The 21,354-nt window shown below is 61.9% G+C and carries 22 protein-coding genes; 10 read left to right on the forward strand and 12 right to left on the reverse strand.

The window, feature by feature from the left end:
• From CW360_RS17025 to CW360_RS04240, 7 genes are all read right to left on the reverse strand, one after another.
• The coding region (locus CW360_RS17025; protein WP_245874663.1) for an arginine N-succinyltransferase at positions 1 to 670 on the reverse strand (670 nt) is incomplete at its 3' end.
• A 33-nt stretch (positions 671 to 703) separates the two neighbouring features.
• Positions 704 to 1,924: an aspartate aminotransferase family protein gene (locus CW360_RS04215; protein ID WP_093987193.1), complete on the reverse strand. Its 1,221-nt coding sequence runs from the start codon at positions 1,922 to 1,924 to the stop codon at positions 704 to 706.
• 197 nt (positions 1,925 to 2,121) lie between these two features.
• A complete protein-coding gene (locus tag CW360_RS04220; RefSeq protein ID WP_093987192.1) occupies positions 2,122 to 3,102 on the reverse strand; it encodes a GlxA family transcriptional regulator in 981 nt (326 codons plus the stop codon).
• Between the two features lie 115 nt (positions 3,103 to 3,217).
• Positions 3,218 to 3,982: an ABC transporter ATP-binding protein gene (locus CW360_RS04225; protein ID WP_101192851.1), complete on the reverse strand. Its 765-nt coding sequence runs from the start codon at positions 3,980 to 3,982 to the stop codon at positions 3,218 to 3,220.
• A 53-nt stretch (positions 3,983 to 4,035) separates the two neighbouring features.
• On the reverse strand, positions 4,036 to 4,734 hold the full coding sequence (locus CW360_RS04230; protein WP_093987190.1) for an ABC transporter permease: 699 nt from the start codon (positions 4,732 to 4,734) through the stop codon (positions 4,036 to 4,038).
• 10 nt (positions 4,735 to 4,744) lie between these two features.
• Positions 4,745 to 5,434, reverse strand: a complete 690-nt coding sequence (locus CW360_RS04235) for an ABC transporter permease (RefSeq protein WP_101192852.1) — start codon at positions 5,432 to 5,434, stop codon at positions 4,745 to 4,747.
• 73 nt (positions 5,435 to 5,507) lie between these two features.
• Positions 5,508 to 6,281, reverse strand: a complete 774-nt coding sequence (locus CW360_RS04240; protein WP_093987188.1) for an ABC transporter substrate-binding protein — start codon at positions 6,279 to 6,281, stop codon at positions 5,508 to 5,510.
• 530 nt (positions 6,282 to 6,811) lie between these two features.
• Between CW360_RS04240 and CW360_RS04245 the strand changes: the two genes are divergently transcribed.
• Entirely contained in the window at positions 6,812 to 7,399 is a 588-nt protein-coding gene (locus CW360_RS04245; protein WP_101192853.1) for a nucleoside deaminase, read from the forward strand.
• Positions 7,400 to 7,487: 88 nt separating this feature from the next.
• Here the strand turns inward: CW360_RS04245 and acs are convergent, their stop codons facing one another.
• From acs to CW360_RS04260, 3 genes are all read right to left on the reverse strand, one after another.
• On the reverse strand, positions 7,488 to 9,440 hold the full coding sequence (acs, locus tag CW360_RS04250; protein ID WP_093987186.1) for an acetate--CoA ligase: 1,953 nt from the start codon (positions 9,438 to 9,440) through the stop codon (positions 7,488 to 7,490).
• A gap of 207 nt (positions 9,441 to 9,647) precedes the next feature.
• Positions 9,648 to 10,247: an FMN-dependent NADH-azoreductase gene (locus CW360_RS04255; RefSeq protein ID WP_101192854.1), complete on the reverse strand. Its 600-nt coding sequence runs from the start codon at positions 10,245 to 10,247 to the stop codon at positions 9,648 to 9,650.
• A 102-nt stretch (positions 10,248 to 10,349) separates the two neighbouring features.
• A complete protein-coding gene (locus CW360_RS04260; protein ID WP_093987184.1) occupies positions 10,350 to 10,673 on the reverse strand; it encodes a 3-phosphoglycerate kinase in 324 nt (107 codons plus the stop codon).
• A 51-nt stretch (positions 10,674 to 10,724) separates the two neighbouring features.
• On the opposite strand from CW360_RS04260, the gene CW360_RS04265 reads away from it, so the two are divergent.
• The 3 genes from CW360_RS04265 to CW360_RS04275 are packed head-to-tail and all read left to right on the forward strand — an operon-like array spanning position 10,725 to position 13,028.
• Positions 10,725 to 11,672 carry a LysR family transcriptional regulator gene (locus CW360_RS04265; RefSeq protein ID WP_093987239.1) on the forward strand — a complete coding sequence of 316 codons (948 nt, stop codon included), beginning with the start codon at positions 10,725 to 10,727 and terminating at the stop codon, positions 11,670 to 11,672.
• Positions 11,665 to 12,471, forward strand: a complete 807-nt coding sequence (locus tag CW360_RS04270) for an alpha/beta fold hydrolase (protein WP_101192855.1) — start codon at positions 11,665 to 11,667, stop codon at positions 12,469 to 12,471. Before CW360_RS04265 ends, CW360_RS04270 begins: the two co-directional genes overlap by 8 nt.
• A 2-nt stretch (positions 12,472 to 12,473) precedes the next feature.
• On the forward strand, positions 12,474 to 13,028 hold the full coding sequence (locus tag CW360_RS04275; protein WP_101192856.1) for a peptidylprolyl isomerase: 555 nt from the start codon (positions 12,474 to 12,476) through the stop codon (positions 13,026 to 13,028).
• A gap of 60 nt (positions 13,029 to 13,088) precedes the next feature.
• On the opposite strand, the gene dcd is transcribed toward CW360_RS04275, so the two are convergent.
• Positions 13,089 to 13,655 carry a dCTP deaminase gene (dcd, locus tag CW360_RS04280; protein ID WP_093987181.1) on the reverse strand — a complete coding sequence of 189 codons (567 nt, stop codon included), beginning with the start codon at positions 13,653 to 13,655 and terminating at the stop codon, positions 13,089 to 13,091.
• Positions 13,656 to 13,934: 279 nt separating this feature from the next.
• Between dcd and CW360_RS04285 the strand changes: the two genes are divergently transcribed.
• Complete coding sequence (locus tag CW360_RS04285; protein WP_093987180.1) at positions 13,935 to 14,144, forward strand: cold-shock protein; 210 nt, start codon at positions 13,935 to 13,937, stop codon at positions 14,142 to 14,144.
• Positions 14,145 to 14,325: 181 nt separating this feature from the next.
• Complete coding sequence (locus tag CW360_RS04290) at positions 14,326 to 14,775, forward strand: bacteriohemerythrin (protein ID WP_093987179.1); 450 nt, start codon at positions 14,326 to 14,328, stop codon at positions 14,773 to 14,775.
• A gap of 27 nt (positions 14,776 to 14,802) precedes the next feature.
• Here CW360_RS04290 and apbC read toward each other — a convergent pair whose 3' ends face one another.
• Positions 14,803 to 15,891: an iron-sulfur cluster carrier protein ApbC gene (apbC, locus tag CW360_RS04295; protein ID WP_101192857.1), complete on the reverse strand. Its 1,089-nt coding sequence runs from the start codon at positions 15,889 to 15,891 to the stop codon at positions 14,803 to 14,805.
• Positions 15,892 to 16,034: 143 nt separating this feature from the next.
• On the opposite strand from apbC, the gene metG reads away from it, so the two are divergent.
• From metG to rsxC, 4 genes are all read left to right on the forward strand, one after another.
• Positions 16,035 to 18,077, forward strand: coding sequence for a methionine--tRNA ligase (gene metG, locus CW360_RS04300; RefSeq protein WP_101192858.1), 2,043 nt, complete (start codon positions 16,035 to 16,037; stop codon positions 18,075 to 18,077).
• 151 nt (positions 18,078 to 18,228) lie between these two features.
• Positions 18,229 to 18,813, forward strand: coding sequence for an electron transport complex subunit RsxA (gene rsxA / locus CW360_RS04305; RefSeq protein ID WP_093987176.1), 585 nt, complete (start codon positions 18,229 to 18,231; stop codon positions 18,811 to 18,813).
• Entirely contained in the window at positions 18,810 to 19,385 is a 576-nt protein-coding gene (rsxB, locus tag CW360_RS04310) for an electron transport complex subunit RsxB (RefSeq protein ID WP_093987175.1), read from the forward strand. Before rsxA ends, rsxB begins: the two co-directional genes overlap by 4 nt.
• On the forward strand, positions 19,382 to 21,354 hold a 1,973-nt coding region (gene rsxC, locus CW360_RS04315), incomplete at its 3' end, for an electron transport complex subunit RsxC (RefSeq protein WP_245874664.1). The genes rsxB and rsxC, both read left to right, overlap by 4 nt.

Genomic DNA, 21,354 nt, shown 5'->3' on the forward strand with positions numbered 1-21,354 from the left:
CCTGGGCGGCATCCGGCAGCAGCGGCACATAGATCGGATAGTGCGGCATCAGCTCGGCCAGAAAGGTGCGACTCTTCAGGCCACACAAGCGCTCGGCCTCGGTGTAGTTCATATCGAAGAAGTTGCGCCCCACCGCATCCCAGAACGGCGAGTCGCCGTGCTCGTCGCTGTAGCCAACGATCTCCACCACCAGCGCATCGGCAAAGCGTTCCGGGTGACTGGCCACGAACATCAGACGACCACGCGAAACCAGCTCGGCATAGGCGCTTTGCACCAGTGCTGCCTCAATGTAGAAGCTGGTCAGCAGGCTGTTGCCGGTCAGGTCATGACACAGCGACAGGGCATGGATCTTGTTGTGAATGCCCAGCGAGCGCGAGGCATGCACAAAGGTTTCATTACGAAAACTGTAGAACGGTTCGGAATAGCCGGCCGAGGCGACGATCGCCGAGCAGCCGACCAGGCGGCCCTGCTCGGTATCTTCAAGCACGAAGAAATAACTTTCCTCGCCATTGAAACTGACCTCGGCGGCAAACGACGCCTCCGAGGCCACGATCTTCTCGCGCAGGCGCTCGTCGTCATCCGGCAGCGAGGTCACCCCCACCGGGCTGTCCGCCGCCAGGCGACGGACATCGGCCAGGTCGGCCAGTTGAGCAGGACGCAGGACGAGCATCGGCAAACTCCTTGAAAACAGCGGGCGCCAGGATCAAGCCTGGCTAAGGCGCGCCAGGGCACGCTCGAAACGGGCCAGGCCTTCATCGATATCGGCCTGCTCGATCACCAGGCTGGGCGCAAAGCGCACCACGTCCGGGCTAGCCTGCAACACCAGCAGCCCTTCTGCCACGGCGGCATCGAGAACCTGCTTGGCTTTACCCTGCCAGGCCGGATTGAGCACTGCACCAAGCAACAGCCCGAGGCCGCGCACCTCTTCGAACAGGCCATGGCGCTGCCCCATGGCCTGCAGACGCTCGCGGAACTGCTCGCTGCGCGCCTTGACGCCGTCCAGCACCTGCGGCGTATTGACGATATCGATCACCGCTTCGCCGACCGCACAGGCCAGCGGGTTGCCCCCGTAGGTAGTGCCATGGGTACCAACGGCCAGGTGCTTGGCCAGCTCGCTGGTGGTCAGCATGGCGGCGATCGGAAAACCACCACCCAGGCTTTTGGCACTGGACAGAATGTCCGGGGTCACACCGTAGTGCATGTAGGCAAACAACTCGCCACTGCGTCCCATACCGCTTTGCACTTCATCGAAGACCAGTAGCGCATTGTGCTGATCGCACAGTGCGCGCGCGCCCTCCAGGTAGGCCCGTTCGGCCGGCAGCACACCGCCCTCGCCCTGGATAGGCTCCAGTACCACAGCGCAGGTCTTCTCGGAAATAGCCGCCTTGAGTGCCTCGAGGTCGTTGTAAGGCACATGGGTGATGCCGCTGATCTTCGGCCCGAAGCCATCCGAATACTTGGGCTGCCCGCCGACGTTGACGGTAAACAGGGTACGTCCGTGGAAACTGTTGAATGCCGCAATGATCTCGTACTTGTCCTCACCGTAGCGGTCATGGGCTACACGCCGCGCCAGCTTGAAGGCGGCCTCATTGGCCTCGGCACCGCTGTTGCAAAAAAACACCCGCTCGGCAAAGGTCGCTTCGACCAGCTTGCGGGCCAGGCGCAGGGTCGGCTCGTTGGTGAACACGTTGGAAATATGCCAGAGCTGTTGGGCCTGCTCGGTCAGCGCCGCCACCAGCGCCGGGTGGCAATGCCCAAGCACGTTGACGGCGATACCGCCGGCAAAGTCGATCAGCTCGCGTCCACTCTGGTCCCACACGCGAGACCCCTGGCCGCGCACCGGCACGAAAGCGGCCGGGGCGTAGTTGGGCACCAGGTACTGGTCGAAATCAGCGCGGGCTACGGACACATGCTCAGCGGACATCAAGGATTCTCCTGCCGGTTAGGGCTAGCGATGAAAGGATTGTAGGGACTGCATGAGCCGGGGCATTGCCGCCAAGCGACAACTTGTTACAGCGGCAAACCGGCTTTTTTGCCAGCTTGCACGGATGCGACAGAAAGCTATGCAAAGGCGCAGTGTAAACCCTGTGCCGCCTGGCGCGCAGCGTTTGCCGGCACGGATCAGCCGCGTTCGCTGCCCGCAGCCTCGGCCTGGCTGGCACCACGACGCTGGTTGCGGTCCTCGCGCGGCGTAGCACCAAAGAAATTACGGTAGGCACTGGAGAAATGCGGCCCAGAGGAAAAGCCGCAGGACAGGCCGATCTGAATGATCGACTTGCTGGTCTGCATGAGCAGCTGGCGTGCCTTGTTCAGGCGCAGCTCAAGGTAATACTGACTGGGCACACGATTGAGGTATTGCTTGAAGATACGCTCCAGCTGACGACGCGATACGCAGACATGCTGGGCGATCTCGTCGGTGGTCAACGGCTCCTCGATATTCGCCTCCATCAACAGCACGGCCTGGGTCAGCTTGGGATGGCTCGAACCCAGCCGGTTCTGCAGCGGAATGCGCTGGCGTTCCCCCCCTTCGCGAATACGTTCGACCACCAGCTCCTCGCTGACCGCACCCGCCAGCTCGGCACCCTGGTCGCGCGCCAGCATGGCCAGCAACAGGTCCAGCACTGCCAGGCCGCCGCAGGCCGTGAAACGGTCACGATCCCAATCGAACAGGTGGCTGGTGGCAATGACCTTGGGGAAACGCTCGGCAAAATCATCCTGCCAGCGCCAATGCACGGCACAACGGTAACCATCCAGCAGCCCCAACTGGGCCAGTGCATAGACCCCGGCCGAGAACGCCCCGAGCAGCACGCCAGCCCGCACCTGCTGACGCAAACATTGGGCAAGTGCTGGCGAGACACCGGCGGGCGGCTCATCAGCCAGCAGGATGACGCGCCCACAACTCTCCAGACGCTCATCCCACAACTGCCCGGGCAATCCCCAGGCACCCTCGGCACAGGGTTCGGCCTGCATGAACAGCACTTCATAACTGAGCTGCGGCTGTACGCGACGCGCCGTCTGCAAGGCCTCTTCGGCCAAGGCCAGCGTGACCGGGCGGGTACCCGGCCAGTAGAGAAAAGCAATGCGGTGGGCGCTATGAGTCATGAGCAGGGTTATCGACCAGGGCGGGCCGGCGCGTTGAGCGACCGACGATAAAGGCCAGACGCCAGCTGCGCCCGCAGGGGCACAGACAAGGCAACACGCACAGTGTAGCCGCGCTTCACTTGAGACTGCCGGACAAAAACTGGCGCAAGCGCTCGGACTGCGGATTAGCCAGCACTTCCTTGGGGCAACCACGCTCCTCGACCAGCCCCTTATGGAGGAACACCAACTGGTTCGAAACTTCGCGGGCAAAGCCCATCTCGTGGGTTACCACCACCATGGTGCGGCCCTCCTGGGCCAGGTCCTGCATCACCCGGAGCACTTCGCCTACCAGCTCGGGGTCGAGTGCCGAGGTGGGCTCGTCAAACAACATCACCTCCGGCTCCATGGCCAGCGCCCGGGCAATCGCCACGCGCTGCTGCTCACCGCCACTCATGTGTGCCGGATAAGCCTCCTTGCGGTGGGCAACCCCCACCTTGGCCAGGTAGTACTCGGCTTTCTCGCGCGCCTCACGCTTGGCCATGCCCAGCACATGCACCGGGGCTTCCATGACGTTATCCAGCGCACTCATGTGCGACCACAGATTGAAATGCTGGAACACCATGGCCAGTCGCGAACGCATGCGCTGCAACTGGCGGGCATCCTCCGCATGCAACGCACCGTCCTTGCCGGCCTTGAGGCGCAATTGCTCGCCATTGAGCAAGATACGTCCGGCATGTGGCTGCTCGAGCAGGTTGATACAGCGCAGGAAGGTACTCTTGCCCGAGCCGCTGGAGCCGATGATGCTGATGACATCACCGGCACGCGCCGCCAGCGAGACGCCCTTGAGCACTTCGTTGCTGCCGTAGCGCTTGTGCAAATCGTCGACTTCTAGCTTGTACATGCCAGTCTCCCAACCCGCTCGCGGCAAGCGGCGGGCACAAAACAAAGGTCAGATCAGTGCCGGCGCGGTGCCAGGTAGGCCAGCCAGCGCCGCTCGGCGAGCTTGAACAGGCGTACCAACACGAAAGTCAGCAGCAGATAGCAGAGCCCGGCGGTGATGAAAGCCTCGAACGGCAGGTAGTACTGCGCATTGAAGGTTCGCGCCGCACCGGTGATATCCATCAGCGTCACGATCGAAGCCAAACTGGTGGTATGCAGCATCATGATCACCTCATTGCTGTACTGCGGCAGCGCACGGCGCAGGGCCGAAGGCAACAGGATGCGCCGATATAGCAGGCCGGGCGACATGCCCATGGCCCGCGCCGCTTCGATTTCGCCATGCGCGGTGCTTTTCAGGCTACCGGCAAGGATCTCCGCGGTGTAGGCACTGGTATTGATGGCAAAGGCCAGACAGGCGCAGAAGGTGGCATCCGATAACCAGGGCCACAGCCAGCTCTCACGCACGCTGTGGAACTGCGCCAGGCCGTAGTAGACCAGGAACAGCTGTACCAGCATCGGTGTGCCACGAATCACATAGGTATACAGCCAGGCCGGGAAATTCACCCAGGGCCGCCGCGATACACGCATCAGCGCCAACGGCACGGCCAGCAACAAGCCAACTGCCAGGGCAATCAGCAACAGCTTGAGGGTCACCAGAATGCCCTGGCCATACATCGGCAGGTTGGCCCAGACCAGGGCGATATCGAAACTCATCGCGGCGCCCTCACAGTTCGGCCAGCTTGACGCCGGCGCTGTAGCGCTTCTCGACGAAACGCAGTACAAGCAGCGACACGCTGGTCAGCAGCAGGTAGAGCGCAGCCACGGCCAGAAAGAAGGTAAAAGGCTCGCGCGTCGCGTCAGCCGCATTCTTGGCACGAAACATCATGTCCTGCAGACCAACCACCGACACCAGCGCGGTCGCCTTGGTCAGCACCAGCCAGTTATTGGTAAAGCCGGGGATCGCCAGGCGCACCATCTGCGGCACCAGAATGCGCAAGAACACCTGCAGGCGGCTCATGCCGTAGGCCAATCCGGCCTCGCCCTGCCCGGCGGCAATACCGAGAAAGGCGCCACGAAAGGTCTCAGACAGGTAGGCACCAAAGATGAACCCCAGGGTCAGCACGCCAGACCAGAACGGGTCGATATCGATGTAGTCCTCGTAGCCAACCAGTGGCGCCAGTTGGTTGACCAGCTGCTGCCCACCAAAAAAGATCAACAGGATCAGCACCAGGTCGGGGATACCACGAATTACCGTGGCATACACCTCACCCAGCAGGGCAAGCCAGCGCAGCGGCGAGAGACGCAGCGCAGCACCGAGCAGGCCAAGGGCAATGGCCACCAGCATAGACAGCAAGGCCAGTTGCAAGGTCAGCCAGGCACCTTCAAGAATGGTGGGCGCATAACCGTGAAGCATAAGTTGCGTTCCTCAAACGCCACGGGCGCGCACCGGCTCCCAGAGGCTCCGGCGCGCGCCCGTAGGCGGGTGATCACTGGCCGTAGATATCGTACTTGAAGTACTTGTCCTGAACCTGCTGATAAGTGCCATTGGCACGAATCTCGGCGATCGCCTTGTTGAAACGCTCAGCCAGCGCCCGGTCGCCCTTGCGCACGGCAATGCCGATGCCCAGACCGAAATAATCATGATCGGTGAAGTCAGGCCCCACCAGAGCAAAGCCCTTGCCGGCGTCAGTGGCCAGGAAGCCTTCGTCGATATTGACCACGTCAGCCAGGCTGGCATCCAAACGGCCGGCAGCCAGGTCGAGGAATACTTCGTTCTGCGAGCTGTAGCGAACAATCTGCGCGCCAGCCGGAGCAAAGCGCTCGGTGGCGAAGCGGTCGTACACCGAGGCACGCTGCACACCGATCTTCTTGCCATTGAGCGCTTGCGGCAACTCGCCCAGCGCGCTGCCCTCTTTCATCACCAGCTTGGCCGGGGTGTGGTAGTACTTGTCGGTAAAGTCCACCGACTTCAGGCGATCCTCGGTGATCGACAGGGAGGACAACACGGCGTCGAACTTGCGCACCTTGAGCGCCGGAATCAGCCCGTCGAATTCCTGCTCGATCCACTGGCACTTGGCCTGCATTTGCGCACACAGCGCATTGCCGATGTCATAGTCGAAACCACTGATCTGCCCTTGCGGGGTCTTGAAGGCAAAGGGCGGGAAAGCCGCCTCGATACCAATACGCAGCGGTTTCTCCGCCTGGGCCAGGCCGGCAAACAGCGACAGGGCAACGGCGCCCAGCACAGCGAGCTTATTCATCGTGGCAACTCCTGCGAAACAGTGGCAGCGCCAGGCCAGGCCTGCACCCTGCAAAAATGAGCGGAGACGGGCTGTCGGCGCGGGGAACACGGCGCCGGCGACGACCCGCCAGTAGGCCGGCATTCTAGCGACAGGTCGCAGTCCGATATTTCCTGAATGCGACAACTAATTACAGAACAACCTGCGCCAGCAGAACAGCGCCCTGACAGCGCAGCAAAAAAATGACCAACAAGACAGGAATAAAAATCTGTAAATCCTTTCAAGAACCGAGCCACACTGGCCATTACCAGCCTATCCAAGGCTTTCCATAATCTTCCAAAACCACTGCCAAAGCCTGGTGTGACAGCCGGTAGCGGCCCGGCTACGCTCGGTAACACCTCATGAGCCAACCGCCCGAACAACCGATTTAAATCGATAAAAGCACCAAAAAAACCAACACCTCCCAGACATGCCCCCATTCAGGGCGCCTCTTGCCCTCACACGCCTATCCGGCGGAGCATTACGCCCAAGCCTTATCCGGGAGCCTGCTCATGCCCCTGCCCAGCCTGCTGCACCTGACACTACCGCATTGGCTACGCGACTACCTGGCCAGCCAGCCCAGCCACTGGCCAAGTGACGAACAACGCATGCAACTGGTGCTGGAACTGACGCGGCGCAACATCGAGGCCGGTGACGGTCCTTTCGCCGCCGCCGTGTTCGACGCGCAAGGACGCCTGCTGGGTGCTGGCGTCAACCAGGTCACGCGCCAGCAACAATCGCTGGCGCACGCCGAAGTCCTGGCCCTGGCCATGGCTGAGCAGCACCTGGGGGACTACCAGCTGACCAGGGTTGGCGCGCAACTGGTCAGCAGTGCCGAACCCTGCAGCATGTGCCTGGGCGCCCTGCATTGGGCGGGAATCAGCAGCCTGTTGTATGCCGCCAGCGATGCTGACGTACGCGCCATCGGCTTTGACGAAGGCGACAAACCCGCCCACTGGGCAAATCAGCTGCGCGAGCGCGGCATACAGGTGCGTGGCGGGCTGGCGGCCCAGCAGGCCCGCCAGTTGCTGCACAGCTATCGGCAACAGGGCGGCCCGCTCTACAACGGCAGCCATAAAGACAACGCCCCACGCGACTGAGTCGCGCAGGGCGCTGGGCATCCCGGCTTGTGACCGGAATGTGCCGGATCGCTTCGCGGCGGGCCACCTGGGCAGCCCGCCACACGGATCAGGCGGCTTGCATCTGACGATGCGTTTCGACGAGTTGCTGCACCACGCCGGGATCGGCCAGCGTGGAGATGTCGCCGAGGGCATCGTATTCGGCGACGGCGATCTTGCGCAGAATACGGCGCATGATCTTGCCCGAGCGGGTCTTAGGCAGCCCTGGCGCCCACTGGATGACATCCGGCGTGGCGATGGGGCCGATTTCCTTGCGCACCCAATTCTTCAGTTCCTGACGTAGCTGTTCGGAAGGCTCCTCGCCCGACGTCAGCGTCACATACACATAAATGCCCTGCCCCTTGATGTCATGCGGCACGCCCACCACCGCTGCCTCGGCCACCTTGGGATGCGCAACCATGGCGCTCTCCACCTCGGCAGTGCCCATGCGGTGCCCGGAGACGTTGAGCACGTCATCCACCCGCCCGGTGATCCAGTAGTAGCCGTCCTCATCGCGACGCGCGCCATCGCCGGTGAAGTACATGCCCTTGAAGGTCTTGAAGTAGGTATCAACGAAACGATCATGATCGCCGAACAGCGTCCGCGCCTGCCCAGGCCAGGAATCGGTGATCACCAGATTACCCTCGGTAGCACCGTCCAGGATGTTGCCCAGGTTATCCACCAGCGCAGGCTGCACACCAAAGAACGGCCGTGCTGCGGAGCCTGGCTTGAGAGCATGTGCTCCCGGCAAGGGGCTCATCAGGCAGGCACCGGTTTCGGTCTGCCACCAGGTATCGACGATCGGGCAGCGCGAGCGCCCCACTGTCTCGTAGTACCACTGCCAGGCCTCCGGGTTGATCGGCTCACCCACCGAACCCAGCAGACGCAGACTGGAGCCATCCGCCCCTTCCACCGCCGCCTTGCCCTCGGCCATCATGGCGCGGATGGCGGTAGGCGCCGTGTAGAGGATGTTGACCTTGTGCTTGTCGATGATTTTCGCCACCCGGGTCACATCCGGGTAGTTGGGCACACCCTCGAACATCAGGGTGGTCGCGCCGTTGGCCAGCGGACCATAGACCAGGTAACTATGCCCGGTCACCCAACCAATATCGGCGGTACACCAGTAGACCTCGCCAGGGCGATAGTCGAACACTCGCTCATGAGTCAGTGCGGCATACAGCAGATAACCACCGGTGGTGTGCAGCACACCCTTGGGCTTGCCCGTGCTGCCGGAGGTGTAAAGGATGAACAGCGCTTCTTCCGCGCCCATTTCCTTGGGGGCGCAGACGCTACCCGCCACCTTCAACAGGTCGTCGTACCAGATGTCACGGTGCTGGTGCCACTTGATGTTGCCGCCCGTGCGCTTGACCACGATGATCTTTTGCACGCTGGCGGTTTCCGGGTTGGTCAGCGCCTCGTCGACGTTTTCCTTCAGGGGAATCTTCTTGCCGGCACGCAAGCCTTCGTCGGCGGTAATCACCACTTTGGACTTGCAGTCGATGATGCGTCCGGCCAGGGCTTCCGGCGAGAAACCACCAAACACCACCGAGTGGATCGCGCCGATACGCGCGCAGGCCAGCATGGCGACGACGGCCTGCGGAATCATCGGCATGTAGATGGTCACCACGTCACCGCGATGGATGTCCTGGCCACGCAAGGCGTTGGCCAGCTTGCAGACTTCCTCGTGCAGCTCGCGATAGGTGATATGCCGGTGCTCGGCTGGATCATCGCCCTCCCAGATGATCGCCAACTGGTCACCGCGAGTTTCCAGATGACGATCCAGACAGTTAGCCGACACGTTCAGGGTGCCATCGGCGAACCACTTGATGTCCACATGATGGTCATCGAAGGTGGTCTGCTTGACCTTGCTGAACGGCTTGATCCAATCGAGCCGCTTGGCCTGCTCGCGCCAGAAACCATCGGGATTGATCACCGACTGCTGGTACATGGCCTTGTAGGTGGCTTCATCGGTAAAGGTATTGGCGGCGACTTCCGGGCGAACCGGATACAGGGTGGCGCTCATGACACGGAACCTCGAGACGTTGTTGTTTTTGTATGTCTACAGTTGTAGTCGGCAGCCTCGGTGCGGGCCATTCGACCATGGTCTTACCGTGAAAATAGCCGACTGGCGGCACAAAAAAAGCCGCCATGTCCGCCATCTTCGCCGCTGATTGCGACAGTCAGGCAACACGGCGGCTATGCCGCAAAGGAGCAAACGGCAAGCAGTCAATCAGCGCAGCGCGGCCAACTGGTCTAGCGCCTTGTCCAGCCCCTCCTGCTGCAACGGCTGGCCCAGGCTCTGCCCTTCGGCATGTACGAAATCAACCTGATGGATACCGATAAAGGCCAGCAACTGGCGCAGATAAGGCTCCTGCAGATCCTGCGGGCCACCGGCATAGATACCCCCGCGCGCAGTCAGCACCACGGCCCGCTTGCCGCGCAGCAAGCCTTCCGGGCCATTGGCGCCGTAACGGAAGGTCACCCCGGCACGCAGCACGTGGTCGAACCAGGCCTTGAGGGTGCTGGGAATCATGAAGTTGTACATGGGCGCGGCAATAACCAGCACATCAGCCGCCAGCAACTCCTCAATCAGCCTGTCGGAGCGCTGCAGCGCCTGTTGCTGCGGAGTGCTGAGCTGGTCTGCCGGCTGCATCCAGGCCTGCAACAGATCGGCATCGAGATGCGGCACAGGTTGCGCAGCCAGATCTCGCCAGACCACCGTGTCAGCGGCATGCCGGGCCTGCCAGGCATCGACCAGGCGACGGGTCAACTGACGGGATACCGAACCTTCCTGGCGGGCACTGCTTTCAATGACGAGCATACGGGACATGGGCTTTTCTCCAGCGGTGGGGATGCGATGGAGAACAGGTTATCCCGCAAAAAAACGATTAAATAGCGCAATTAATCGCTTTTAAAGATCGATAAAATCGATTTAATCTTGAGCTAACGGCTTACAGGTCAACTGCACACGCAAACGCAGCACACTGCGCGTAAAGCGCACGCTGAAGTTGGCACTGGCCCCCGGCGCCAACTCGGCGCGCCGCACCTTGGGCGCTTCCGGACCGCTGCGAAAGCGCGCCTCGCACTGCGCGGCCTGGCCGCCATAGTTATAGAGCTGCAAACCCGCCAGGTTGTGATCGATGGCAATCACGCTGGCCGAAATTTCGCTACCGTTGAGCTGCTTCTCGATCTCTTTGGGAAAGGCTTGCGCCAGCAAGGGCATGAGCAGCAGCGCACAACAGATGATTCGTTTCATGGAGGGCCTCCAGCATCGGGGGCGCCCAGCTTAGGCCACAAGGGGGCAATGATGAAAGCGCCGCGCGTGACCCTGGAACAATGGCGCACCTTGCAAGCCGTGGTCGATCATGGCGGCTTTGCCCAGGCCGCTGAAGCCATCCACCGCTCGCAGTCCTCGGTCAGCTACACCGTGGCGCGCATGCAGGAGCAACTGGGCGTCCCGCTGCTGCGCATCGAGGGGCGCAAGGCGGTGCTCACCGAAGCCGGCGAGGTACTGCTGCGCCGCTCGCGCCAGCTGCTCCTGCAGGCCAAACAACTGGAAGACCTGGCCAGCAACATGGAACAGGGCTGGGAGGCTGAAGTACGCCTGGTGGTCGATGCCGCCTACCCCACCGAACGCCTACTGCGTGCCCTGGCAGCCTTCATGCCGCAAAGCCGCGGCTGCCGGGTACGCCTGCGCGAAGAAGTACTCTCCGGCGTCGAGGAAGTCCTGCTCGACGGCACTGCCGACCTGGCGATCAGCAGCCTGAGCATCGTCGGCTACCTGGGCCATGAACTGGGCGAAGTGGAGTTCATCGCCGTGGCTCACCCCGCCCATGCCCTGCACCAGATGCAGAGGCAACTCACCCTGGAAGACCTGCAGAGCCAGCTGCAGGTGGTGATTCGCGACTCCGGCCAGCAACGCCCGCGCGATGTCGGCTGGCTGGGTGCCGAGCAACGCTGGACGGTCAGCAGCCTGAGTACGGCGGTAACCTTCGTCGCCAATGGCCTGGGCTTTGCCTGGCTGCCCCGGCACCTGATGCAGCGTGAGCTGGAGGAAGGGCGACTCAAGCCGCTTCCGCTGGCCAGCGGTATGCGCAAGCGTCCACGTTTCAACCTGTACTGCCACAAGGACAAGCCATTGGGCCCGGCCAGCCAGATTCTGGTCGAGCTGATCAAGACCTTCGATGCCCTGCCGCTGGATGCCGCATTTGCCGCGCCCGCGGCCCTCACCGCAAAGGAACCTGCCGATGTCTGAGTTCAAACAGGGCGACTGCCGCCTGCACTACGAAATCCATGGCCGCGGCCAGCCCGTGCTACTGGTACACGGCCTGGGCTCCAGCACACGCGACTGGGAATACCAGCTACCGGTACTCAAGCAACACTTCCAGGTCATCAGTCTCGACCTGCGCGGCCATGGCCGCTCCGACAAGCCCCGCGAGCGTTACAGCATTGCCGGCTTTGCCGAAGACGTCGGCGCGCTGATCCGCCACCTAGAGCTTCCGCCGGTACACCTGGTGGGCATCAGCATGGGCGGCATGGTCGGCTTCCAGTTGGCCGTCGACCAACCGCAGCTGCTACGCAGCCTCACCGTGGTCAACAGCGGCCCGGAGGTCAAGGCGCACAGCCTGCGTGACTGGTTGGAAATCGCCAAACGCTGGAGCCTGTCGCGCCTGCTGAGCATGGAACAAATCGCCAACGGGCTGGGCCGCCTGCTGTTCCCCAAGGCCGAACAACAGGCTCTGCGCGAGAAAATCCAGCAACGCTGGCCGGAAAATGACAAGCGCGCTTACCTGAGTGCCCTCGATGCGATCATCGGCTGGAGTGTGCGTGAACACCTGGGGCGCATCAGCTGCCCGTGCCTGGTGGTCAGTGCCGACCGCGACTACACGTCAGTGGCGAGCAAACAGGCTTATGTGCAAGAGTTACCCCATGGCCGGCTGGTGGTCATCGAAGACTCACGCCACGCCACGCCCATGGATCAACCCGAGGCCTTCAACCAGTGCCTGCTGGCCTTTCTCCATGAACTCGATTCCCCCACCACCAAGAAGGACTGATCATGCTCAAACGTCTGTTGCTCGCCACCTGCGCCCTGGTTTTCAGCGCTCAAATGCTGGCTGCCGACAATCCGCGCGTGCTGCTTACCACCAGCATGGGCGAGATCGAACTGGAACTGGATGCCGGCAAGGCACCGATCAGCGTGGAAAACTTCCTGGCCTATGTCGAAGACGGCCACTACGACGGCACACAATTCCATCGCGTAATTCCCGACTTCATGATTCAGGGGGGTGGTTTTGACAAGGACATGCAGCAAAAGCGCACCCGCGCGCCGATCCGCAACGAAGCCAACAATGGCCTGAAGAACCTGCGCGGCAGCATCGCCATGGCCCGCACCCAGGCTGTCGACTCGGCCACCAGCCAGTTCTTCATCAACCACGCCGACAACGCCTTCCTCGACAATGGCGCACGCGACTTTGGCTACGCGGTGTTCGGCAAGGTGGTCAAGGGCATGGAGGTAGTCGACGCCATCGCCAAGGTGCCCACCGGCATGTATGGCATGCACCAGAACGTACCGCAAAAACCGGTACTGATCATCAGCGCCAAACGCCTGTAACAGCCAATAAAAAGCCCCGCACGACACACACCGGGCGGGGCTTTTTGTTGGCTTGTCACATCAGGTACGCGGCAGGGTAACGCCAGTCTGTCCCTGGTACTTGCCGCCGCGATCCTTGTAGGACACTTCGCAGGGCTCGTCCGACTGCAGGAAGAGCATCTGCGCCACGCCCTCGTTGGCATAGATCTTCGCCGGCAGGGTCGTGGTATTGGAAAACTCCAGGGTCACATGCCCCTCCCACTCCGGCTCCAGCGGCGTCACATTGACGATGATGCCGCAGCGTGCATAGGTGCTCTTGCCCAGGCAGATGGTCAGCACATCGCGTGGAATACGGAAATACTCGACGGTGCGCGCCAAGGCGAAGGAGTTCGGCGGAATGATGCACACCGGACCTTTGACATCGACAAAGCTCTTCTCATCGAAGTTCTTCGGGTCCACGGTGGCCGAGTGGATATTGGTGAACACCTTGAACTCGTCGGCGCAGCGCACATCGTAGCCGTAGCTGGACACGCCATAGGAGATCAGGCGCTCACTGCCTTCGGTGCGTACCTGGCGCTCGACGAAGGGTTCGATCATGCCGTGTTCCTGCGCCATGCGGCGAATCCACTTGTCCGATTTGATGCTCATGGCGGGCGTCCTGAGAAGCTGGATAAAAAGAGAAAACAGCGCGCATCTTAACGGGCTGGCGCCACCGGTCAATCCGCCAGCGCCAGCAGCCTCTGCAAATAAAGCGAAGTTTCCCTGGCTTAATGCCCGCAAAGGGGCTACTGTGGCGGTCTGTTTGCATTGTGTCACCGTGAATCGCTACCTGATCGCTGGATCCGACGACTCCTTTTGCTCGCTGCACTCAGTCCATGTCCGGGCCGTTCCGGAGATGGAATACCCATCGTCTCAAGGAGATACATCATGTCCAATCGTCAAACTGGCGTAGTCAAGTGGTTCAACGATGAGAAAGGCTTCGGCTTCATCACCCCGCAATCCGGTGACGACCTGTTCGTGCACTTCAAAGCCATTCAAGGCGACGGCTTCAAGAGCCTGAAAGAAGGTCAGAACGTGTCTTTCGTCGCTACTCGCGGCCAGAAAGGCATGCAGGCCGAGGAAGTTCAGGTTATCTGAACCCCTCCGCACTGAAAAAAACCCGCTTCGGCGGGTTTTTTTATGCGCGCCGAAAAGCCTTCCCGCAAAAGCGCCAGAGCTTGATCCATGTCAAAGGGCTAGCGCCAGAAAATAAACACCATACTTTTTGCATGGTTTTTAGCCGGCAACAACAACAATAAATGACATGGAAGCACGCACTATGGGTTTTGAAATCAGTTGGTCCAGCGAGTTCGAGACAGGCATCGATATCATCGACCAGCAACACAGACGCCTGTTCGACTACTTTGCCGAGATCGAAGCGGCCATTGCCGCCGAAGCCAGTGAACAGGTCAGCCTGATCGTACGCGGGCTGATCGACTACGCGATTTCCCACAACACCTTCGAAGAGTCACTGATGGAAAAGGCCGGCTACGCCATGCTGGCAGCTCACCGGCAAGTGCATGAGGCCTTCCGTGAACGCGCCAACAACTATGCAGTGCGGCTTGATCAGGGCGCGGATCCGATGCGCGTGGCACGCGAGCTACGCGTAGACATCGGTCTATGGCTGATCAATCACATCAAGCGCGAAGACCAGCACTATGTGCCGTGCGTGAAAAAAAGCCTGGACCAGGGCTTTGTCTCACGCATGCTCGGCAAGTTCTTCGGCTAAGCAGGCGGCACAGGCCGCCCATGCCCATCAGTCATCACTGACACTGATGCTCGGCACCCCCGCCTGACTCAACTGGCTCAGGCGGGCACCGACGGTACGCGCCATCTGCTGGTAGAGCATGGCGATCTGGCTTTCCGGATCGGCGATGGTGGTCGGTCGGCCGCCATCGCATTGCATACGAATGGCCATCGACAAAGGCAGTGACGCCAGCAGGTCGACAGCATACTGCGCGGCCAGTTTCTCGCCGCCGCCTTCACCGAACAGATGCTCGGCATGCCCGCAGTTACTGCAGATATGCACCGCCATGTTTTCCACAACACCCAATACCGGAATATGTACCTTGCGGAACATCTCGATGCCTTTGCGGGCATCCAGAAGGGCTATGTCCTGGGGCGTGGTAACAATCACGCTACCGCTAACCGGCACTTTCTGCGCCAGGGTCAGCTGAATATCGCCGGTACCCGGCGGCATATCGACGACCAGGTAGTCCAGCTCGTCCCAGGCTGTCTGGGTAATCAATTGAATCAGCGCCCCGGACACCATCGGCCCACGCCAGACCATCGGCGTGTTGTCATCCGCCAGAAAGGCCATGGACATCACCTGAACGCCATGCGCCTGCAAGGGCACGAAGTACTTCTGCTCACGCACCTGCGGGCGAGTACCCTCAGCAATGCCGAACATCAAGCCCTGGCTGGGGCCATAGATGTCCGCATCGAGCATACCTACCCGCGCCCCTTCACGCGCCAGGGCCAGCGCCAGGTTGGCTGCCGTGGTGGACTTGCCCACCCCGCCCTTGCCCGAAGCCACTGCGATGATATTTTTCACTCCAGCCAGTGCCGGCACCTGGCCTGCTCCAGCATGCGCAGCAATCTGCACATCGACCTGCACCTGCGCCGCACTCACTCCCGGCAGATTCTCCAGGGCCATTTGCAACATTTGCGCCCAGCCGCTTTTGAATAACCCGGCGGCATAGCCAAGTTCCAGGCGCACGTTCAGCCGTTCGCCCTGGATATCGACCTCACGCAGACAGCCGGCAGAGACGGGGTCCTGATTGAGATGAGGATCGGTGAACTGACGCAGGCAGGCTTCGACCGCTTGGCGGGTAACGGCGCTCATGGGGCAACTCCAAAAGACTGAGCAAAACAGGTGGGCATCATACCAGTAGCGCGCGCCACAGCGAGCGCACGGCGGGTGGCTTGCAACTGGCGGCTGCTTTATAGTGCCCGACTTCCTTTGTAACACCCGATGGCCCGCTCACCATGTCCGAAGCCCGCAAGATTCTCGTTACCAGCGCCCTGCCCTACGCCAATGGCTCCATTCACCTGGGCCACATGCTCGAGTACATCCAGACCGACATGTGGGTGCGTTTCCAGAAACTGCGCGGCAACCAGTGCACCTACGTCTGCGCCGACGACGCCCACGGTTCGGCGATCATGCTGCGCGCCGAGAAGGAAGGGATTACCCCGGAACAGCTGATCGCCAACGTGCAGGCCGAGCACAGCGCCGACTTCGCCGACTTCCTGGTCGACTTCGACAACTACCACTCGACCCACGCCGAAGAAAACCGCGAGCTGGCCTCGGGCATCTACCTGGCGTTGCGCGACAAGGGCCACATCGCCACCCGTTCGGTAACCCAGTATTTCGACCCCGAGAAGGGCATGTTCCTCGCCGACCGTTTCATCAAGGGCACCTGCCCCAAGTGCGCAGCCGAGGACCAGTACGGCGACAACTGCGAGAAGTGTGGCGCCACCTACGCGCCGACCGACCTGAAGAACCCACGCTCAGCCATTTCCGGCGCCGTGCCGGTGCTCAAGGAATCCAAGCACTTCTTCTTCAAGCTGCCCGACTTCGAAGCCATGCTGAAAAGCTGGACGCGCAGCGGCACCCTGCAGGATGCCGTGGCCAACAAGATCGCCGAATGGCTGGATGGTGGCCTGCAGGAGTGGGACATCTCCCGCGACGCGCCCTACTTCGGCTTCGAGATTCCCGATGAGCCGGGCAAGTACTTCTACGTCTGGCTGGACGCCCCGGTCGGCTACATGGCCAGCTTCAAGAACCTCTGCGCCAAGCGCCCGGAGCTGGATTTCGACGCTTACTGGGCCCCGGACTCCACCGCCGAGCTGTACCACTTCATCGGCAAGGACATCGTCAACTTCCACGCCCTGTTCTGGCCGGCCATGCTCGAAGGCGCCGGCTACCGCAAGCCGACGGCGGTCAACGTGCATGGCTACCTGACCGTCAACGGCCAGAAGATGTCCAAGTCGCGCGGCACCTTCATCAAGGCGCGCACCTACCTGGATCACCTGAACCCGGAATACCTGCGTTACTACTACGCCAGCAAGCTGGGCCGCAGCGTCGATGACCTCGACCTCAACCTCGAAGACTTCGTGCAGAAGGTCAATGCCGACCTGGTCGGCAAGGTGGTCAACATCGCCAGCCGCTGCGCCGGTTTTATCCACAAGGGCAATAACGGCGTACTGGTCAGCGCCAATCCCGAGCCGGAACTGTGGGACGCCTTCCAGGCCGCCGCGCCGAGCATTGCCGACGCCTACGAGGCCCGCGACTTCGCCCGCGCCATGCGTGAAATCATGGCTCTGGCCGACCGCGCCAATGCCTGGATCGCCGAGAAGGCGCCATGGTCGCTGAACAAGGTGGAAGGCAAGCAGGCCGAAGTGCAGGAAATCTGCGCCCTGGGCGTCAACCTGTTCCGCCAGCTGGTGATCATGCTGAAACCCGTGCTGCCCAAGCTGGCTGCCGATGCCGAGGCCTTTCTCAATGTAGCGCCACTGAGCTGGGCCGATCTGGCCACGCCGCTGGCCAACCACCAACTGAATCCGTTCAACCCGCTGCTGACCCGCATCGAGCCGGCAAAAATCGACGCCATGATCGAAGCCTCCAAGGAAGACCTCGCCGCCGAGAACGCCGCACCGGCCGCCGCCGGCAATGGCGAACTGAGCAAGGACCCGCTGGCCGCCGAGATCAACTTCGACGCCTTTGCCGCCGTCGACCTGCGCATCGCGCTGATCGAGAAATGCGAGTTCGTCGAAGGCGCCGACAAACTGCTGCGCCTGACCCTGGATATCGGCGACGCCAAGCGCAACGTGTTCAGCGGCATCAAGAGCGCCTACCCGAACCCCAGCGAGCTGGAAGGCCGCCTGACCCTCTACGTAGCCAACCTCGCGCCGCGCAAGATGAAGTTCGGCGTCAGCGAAGGTATGGTCCTGGCCGCCGGCCCAGGCGGCAGCGAAATCTACCTGCTCAGCCCGGACAGCGGCGCCAAGCCGGGGCAGCGGGTCAAATAGCTACGCCGCGGGCAGCAGGCGCAAGCGATGCCATGCCACGGGCGGGCAGTCACTTGCAGCTTGCAGCCCATGGCGGCTTCTCCAGATAATAAGCCGCCTAATTTTCTCCCCCAGGCCCATCTGCGATGCTCTTTTGCATGAGGCACAGCGCATGACCGAACTCGCCCTGATCATGGTGAGCGCCATTCTGGTGAACAACTTCGTACTGGTGCAGTTCCTCGGCCTGTGCCCGTTCATGGGCGTATCGAAGAAGATCGAGACCGCGCTTGGTTTGTCGCTGGCCACCACCTTCGTGCTGACCCTGGCGGCCATCTGCAGCTATCTGCTGCAGCACTATGTGCTCAAGCCCCTGGACCTGGAATACCTGCGCACCATGAGTTTCATTCTGGTCATTGCCGTGGTGGTGCAGTTCACCGAGATGGTGGTGCAAAAGACCAGTCCGTTGCTGTATCGGGTGCTGGGCATCTTCCTGCCGCTGATCACCACCAACTGCATCGTTCTGGGGGTGGCCTTGCTTAATGCCAACCGCAGCGAATACACCTTCCTCAGCGCCAGCCTCAACGGTTTTGCCGCCGGCCTGGGCTTCTCTCTGGTGCTAGTGCTGTTCGCAGCACTGCGTGAGCGTATCGCCATTGCCGATGTGCCCAAGCCCTTCCAGGGCGCCTCCATCGGCATGATCACCGCCGGCCTGATGTCACTGGCCTTCATGGGCTTTGCCGGGTTGATCAAGCTATGAGCCTGGTGCTGATTGCCGTTGCTGCACTGCTTGTCCTGTGTCTGCTGGCCGGCGCCATCCTCGGTTTCGCCGCGGTACGTTTCAAGGTAGAGGGCGACCCCATCGCCGAGCAGATCAATGCCCTGCTACCACAAACCCAGTGCGGCCAATGTGGCTACCCTGGCTGCAAGCCCTACGCCGAGGCCATCGCCAACGGCGACAAGATCAATAAATGCCCACCCGGCGGCGAAGCGACCATCCAGGCGCTGGCCGACCTGCTCGACGTGGAAGCCGAGCCCCTGGACGCTGCCGAAGGTGAAAAACCGCCCATGGTGGCCTTCATTCGCGAGGCCGAGTGCATCGGCTGCACCAAGTGCATCCAGGCCTGCCCGGTAGATGCCATCGTCGGTGCCGCGCGACAGATGCACACAGTGATCAGCAGTGAATGCACCGGCTGCGACCTCTGCGTGGAGCCTTGCCCGGTGGATTGCATCGATATGATCCCGCTTGGCCAGTCGCTGCAAGGCTGGAAATGGAGCCTGCCACTGGCTCCCGGCCAACTGATCGCCACCGACCGGGAGCATGCTGCATGAATGCCGAACTGCGTATCTGGGATATTCCCGGCGGCATCCATCCGCCGGAACAGAAGGCACTGTCCAACCGCACACCGATCATCGCCGCGCCCCTGCCGGCCCGCCTGATTGTGCCGCTCGCCCAGCATATTGGTGCGCCCGCCGAGCCGTGCGTACAGGTTGGCGAACAGGTACTCAAGGGCCAGTTGATCGCCGCCGCCAACGGCCTGATCAGCGCGGCCGTACACGCTCCCAGCTCCGGCACCGTAAGCTTCATCGGCGAGCAGCCCTACCCGCATGTATCGGGCTTCAGTGCGCCGGCCATCGTCATCGATACCGACGGCCAGGACACCTGGTGCGAGCTAGAACCCTGTGCCGACTACCGGCACCTCTCGGCCAGCGAGCTGCTGGAGAAAATTCGCCAGGCCGGCATCAGTGGCCTGGGTGGCGCCGGCTTCCCCAGCGCGGCCAAGCTCACCGCGCGCCCCTCGCAGAAGATCCACACGCTGATCATCAACGGCACCGAATGCGAGCCGTACATCACCGCTGACGATGTACTGATGCGCGAACGCGCCAGCGAGCTGGTCTCCGGTATCGACATCCTGGTGCAACTGATCCAGCCCAACCAGGTGCTGATTGGTGTCGAGGACAACAAACCTGAAGCCATTGCCGCACTGCGTCAGGCCCTGCAGCAACGCAGCTACACGCTCAAGGTCTTCCCCACCAAGTACCCCTCGGGTGGCGAGAAACAACTGATCCAGATCCTCACCGGCAAAGAAGTGCCATCCGGTGGCTTGCCTGCCGATATCGGCATGCTCTGCCAGAACGTCGGCACCTGTGTTGCCATCCATGATGCCGTGGTACTGGGCAAGCCGCTGATCTCGCGCGTCACCACCCTCACTGGCGAAGCGCTGGCGCGCCCGGGCAATGTGCAGGCGCTGATCGGCACCCCGGTTGGCGAACTGCTGGCCTTTGCCGGTCTGGCAGAGCAGCGCCTCGACCGCCTGATCATGGGCGGGCCGATGATGGGCTTTAGCCTGCCCTCTCTGGATGTCCCGCTGATCAAAACCAGCAACTGCCTGCTAGCCGTCACCCGCGAGGAACTGCCGCCAGCGCCGCCCGCATTGCCGTGTATTCGTTGCGGCGAATGCGCCGACGCCTGCCCGGCCAGCCTGTTGCCGCAGCAACTGCATTTCTTTGCCCTCGGCCAACAGCATGAACAGCTCAAGGCACACAACCTGTTCGACTGCATCGAGTGTGGCGCCTGTGCCTATGTTTGCCCTTCGAGCATCCCGCTGGTGCAGTACTACCGCGCGGCCAAAGCGGAAATCCGCGAGCTGGAACAAAAGCAACTCAAGGCCGAACACTCCAAACAGCGCTTTGAGCAGCGTCAGGAACGCCTGCGCCGTGCCGAAGAGCAAAAGGAAGCCGAACGCCAGGCACGCGCAGAACGTGCAGCCAAGGCCAAGGCAGCCCAAGCCGCCAGCCCTGCCCCGGCAGCCGAGACCACACCTGCCGATGAGCAACTCAAGCGCCTGAAGATTGCTGCGAGCATGGCTCAGGTGGCGTTGAAAAAAGCGGAAAAACAGCTGGCCATCCACGACACAGCCGAGTTGCAGAACCAGGTCAGCGAGCTACGCGCTGCGGCCCAGGCGGCCGAACAGGCCCTGCAAGCCGCCCAGACCAGCGCGCCCAGCACACCGCCAGCCGCTGCTCCCGCCGGCCAGGACGAGGCGCTGAAAAAAGCCAAGATCGAAGCCGCCATGCTCAAGGCCCAGCTGCGCAAGCTGGAAAAACTCGACAACCCCAGCAGCGAGCAACAGGCCGAAATCATCCAGCTGCAACAGCAACTGGCCAGCGCCGAACAGGCCCTGCAGGCCGCTCAGGCCAGCACGCCCAGCACACCGCCAGCCGCTGCCCCCGCCGACCAGGACGAGGCGCTGAAAAAAGCCAAGATCGAAGCCGCCATGCTCAAGGCCCAGCTGCGCAA

Source organism: Pseudomonas fluvialis, assembly GCF_002835605.1.
Classification (GTDB): domain Bacteria; phylum Pseudomonadota; class Gammaproteobacteria; order Pseudomonadales; family Pseudomonadaceae; genus Aquipseudomonas; species Aquipseudomonas fluvialis.

Excerpts from the sequence above, each read along its gene's own strand:
- CW360_RS04245 (WP_101192853.1), top strand. The coding sequence starts at position 6,812 with ATGCCCCTGCCCAGCCTGCTGCACCTGACACTACCGCATTGGCTACGC.
- rsxA (WP_093987176.1), top strand. The coding sequence starts at position 18,229 with ATGACCGAACTCGCCCTGATCATGGTGAGCGCCATTCTGGTGAACAAC.
- CW360_RS04285 (WP_093987180.1), top strand. The coding sequence starts at position 13,935 with ATGTCCAATCGTCAAACTGGCGTAGTCAAGTGGTTCAACGATGAGAAA.
- CW360_RS04260 (WP_093987184.1), bottom strand. The coding sequence starts at position 10,673 with ATGAAACGAATCATCTGTTGTGCGCTGCTGCTCATGCCCTTGCTGGCG.
- acs (WP_093987186.1), bottom strand. The coding sequence starts at position 9,440 with ATGAGCGCCACCCTGTATCCGGTTCGCCCGGAAGTCGCCGCCAATACC.
- dcd (WP_093987181.1), bottom strand. The coding sequence starts at position 13,655 with ATGAGCATCAAATCGGACAAGTGGATTCGCCGCATGGCGCAGGAACAC.
- CW360_RS04265 (WP_093987239.1), top strand. The coding sequence starts at position 10,725 with ATGAAAGCGCCGCGCGTGACCCTGGAACAATGGCGCACCTTGCAAGCC.
- rsxB (WP_093987175.1), top strand. The coding sequence starts at position 18,810 with ATGAGCCTGGTGCTGATTGCCGTTGCTGCACTGCTTGTCCTGTGTCTG.
- CW360_RS04230 (WP_093987190.1), bottom strand. The coding sequence starts at position 4,734 with ATGAGTTTCGATATCGCCCTGGTCTGGGCCAACCTGCCGATGTATGGC.
- apbC (WP_101192857.1), bottom strand. The coding sequence starts at position 15,891 with ATGAGCGCCGTTACCCGCCAAGCGGTCGAAGCCTGCCTGCGTCAGTTC.
- CW360_RS04275 (WP_101192856.1), top strand. The coding sequence starts at position 12,474 with ATGCTCAAACGTCTGTTGCTCGCCACCTGCGCCCTGGTTTTCAGCGCT.
- CW360_RS04240 (WP_093987188.1), bottom strand. The coding sequence starts at position 6,281 with ATGAATAAGCTCGCTGTGCTGGGCGCCGTTGCCCTGTCGCTGTTTGCC.
- CW360_RS04220 (WP_093987192.1), bottom strand. The coding sequence starts at position 3,102 with ATGACTCATAGCGCCCACCGCATTGCTTTTCTCTACTGGCCGGGTACC.
- CW360_RS04255 (WP_101192854.1), bottom strand. The coding sequence starts at position 10,247 with ATGTCCCGTATGCTCGTCATTGAAAGCAGTGCCCGCCAGGAAGGTTCG.
- CW360_RS04290 (WP_093987179.1), top strand. The coding sequence starts at position 14,326 with ATGGGTTTTGAAATCAGTTGGTCCAGCGAGTTCGAGACAGGCATCGAT.
- metG (WP_101192858.1), top strand. The coding sequence starts at position 16,035 with ATGTCCGAAGCCCGCAAGATTCTCGTTACCAGCGCCCTGCCCTACGCC.
- CW360_RS04215 (WP_093987193.1), bottom strand. The coding sequence starts at position 1,924 with ATGTCCGCTGAGCATGTGTCCGTAGCCCGCGCTGATTTCGACCAGTAC.
- CW360_RS04270 (WP_101192855.1), top strand. The coding sequence starts at position 11,665 with ATGTCTGAGTTCAAACAGGGCGACTGCCGCCTGCACTACGAAATCCAT.
- CW360_RS04235 (WP_101192852.1), bottom strand. The coding sequence starts at position 5,434 with ATGCTTCACGGTTATGCGCCCACCATTCTTGAAGGTGCCTGGCTGACC.
- CW360_RS04225 (WP_101192851.1), bottom strand. The coding sequence starts at position 3,982 with ATGTACAAGCTAGAAGTCGACGATTTGCACAAGCGCTACGGCAGCAAC.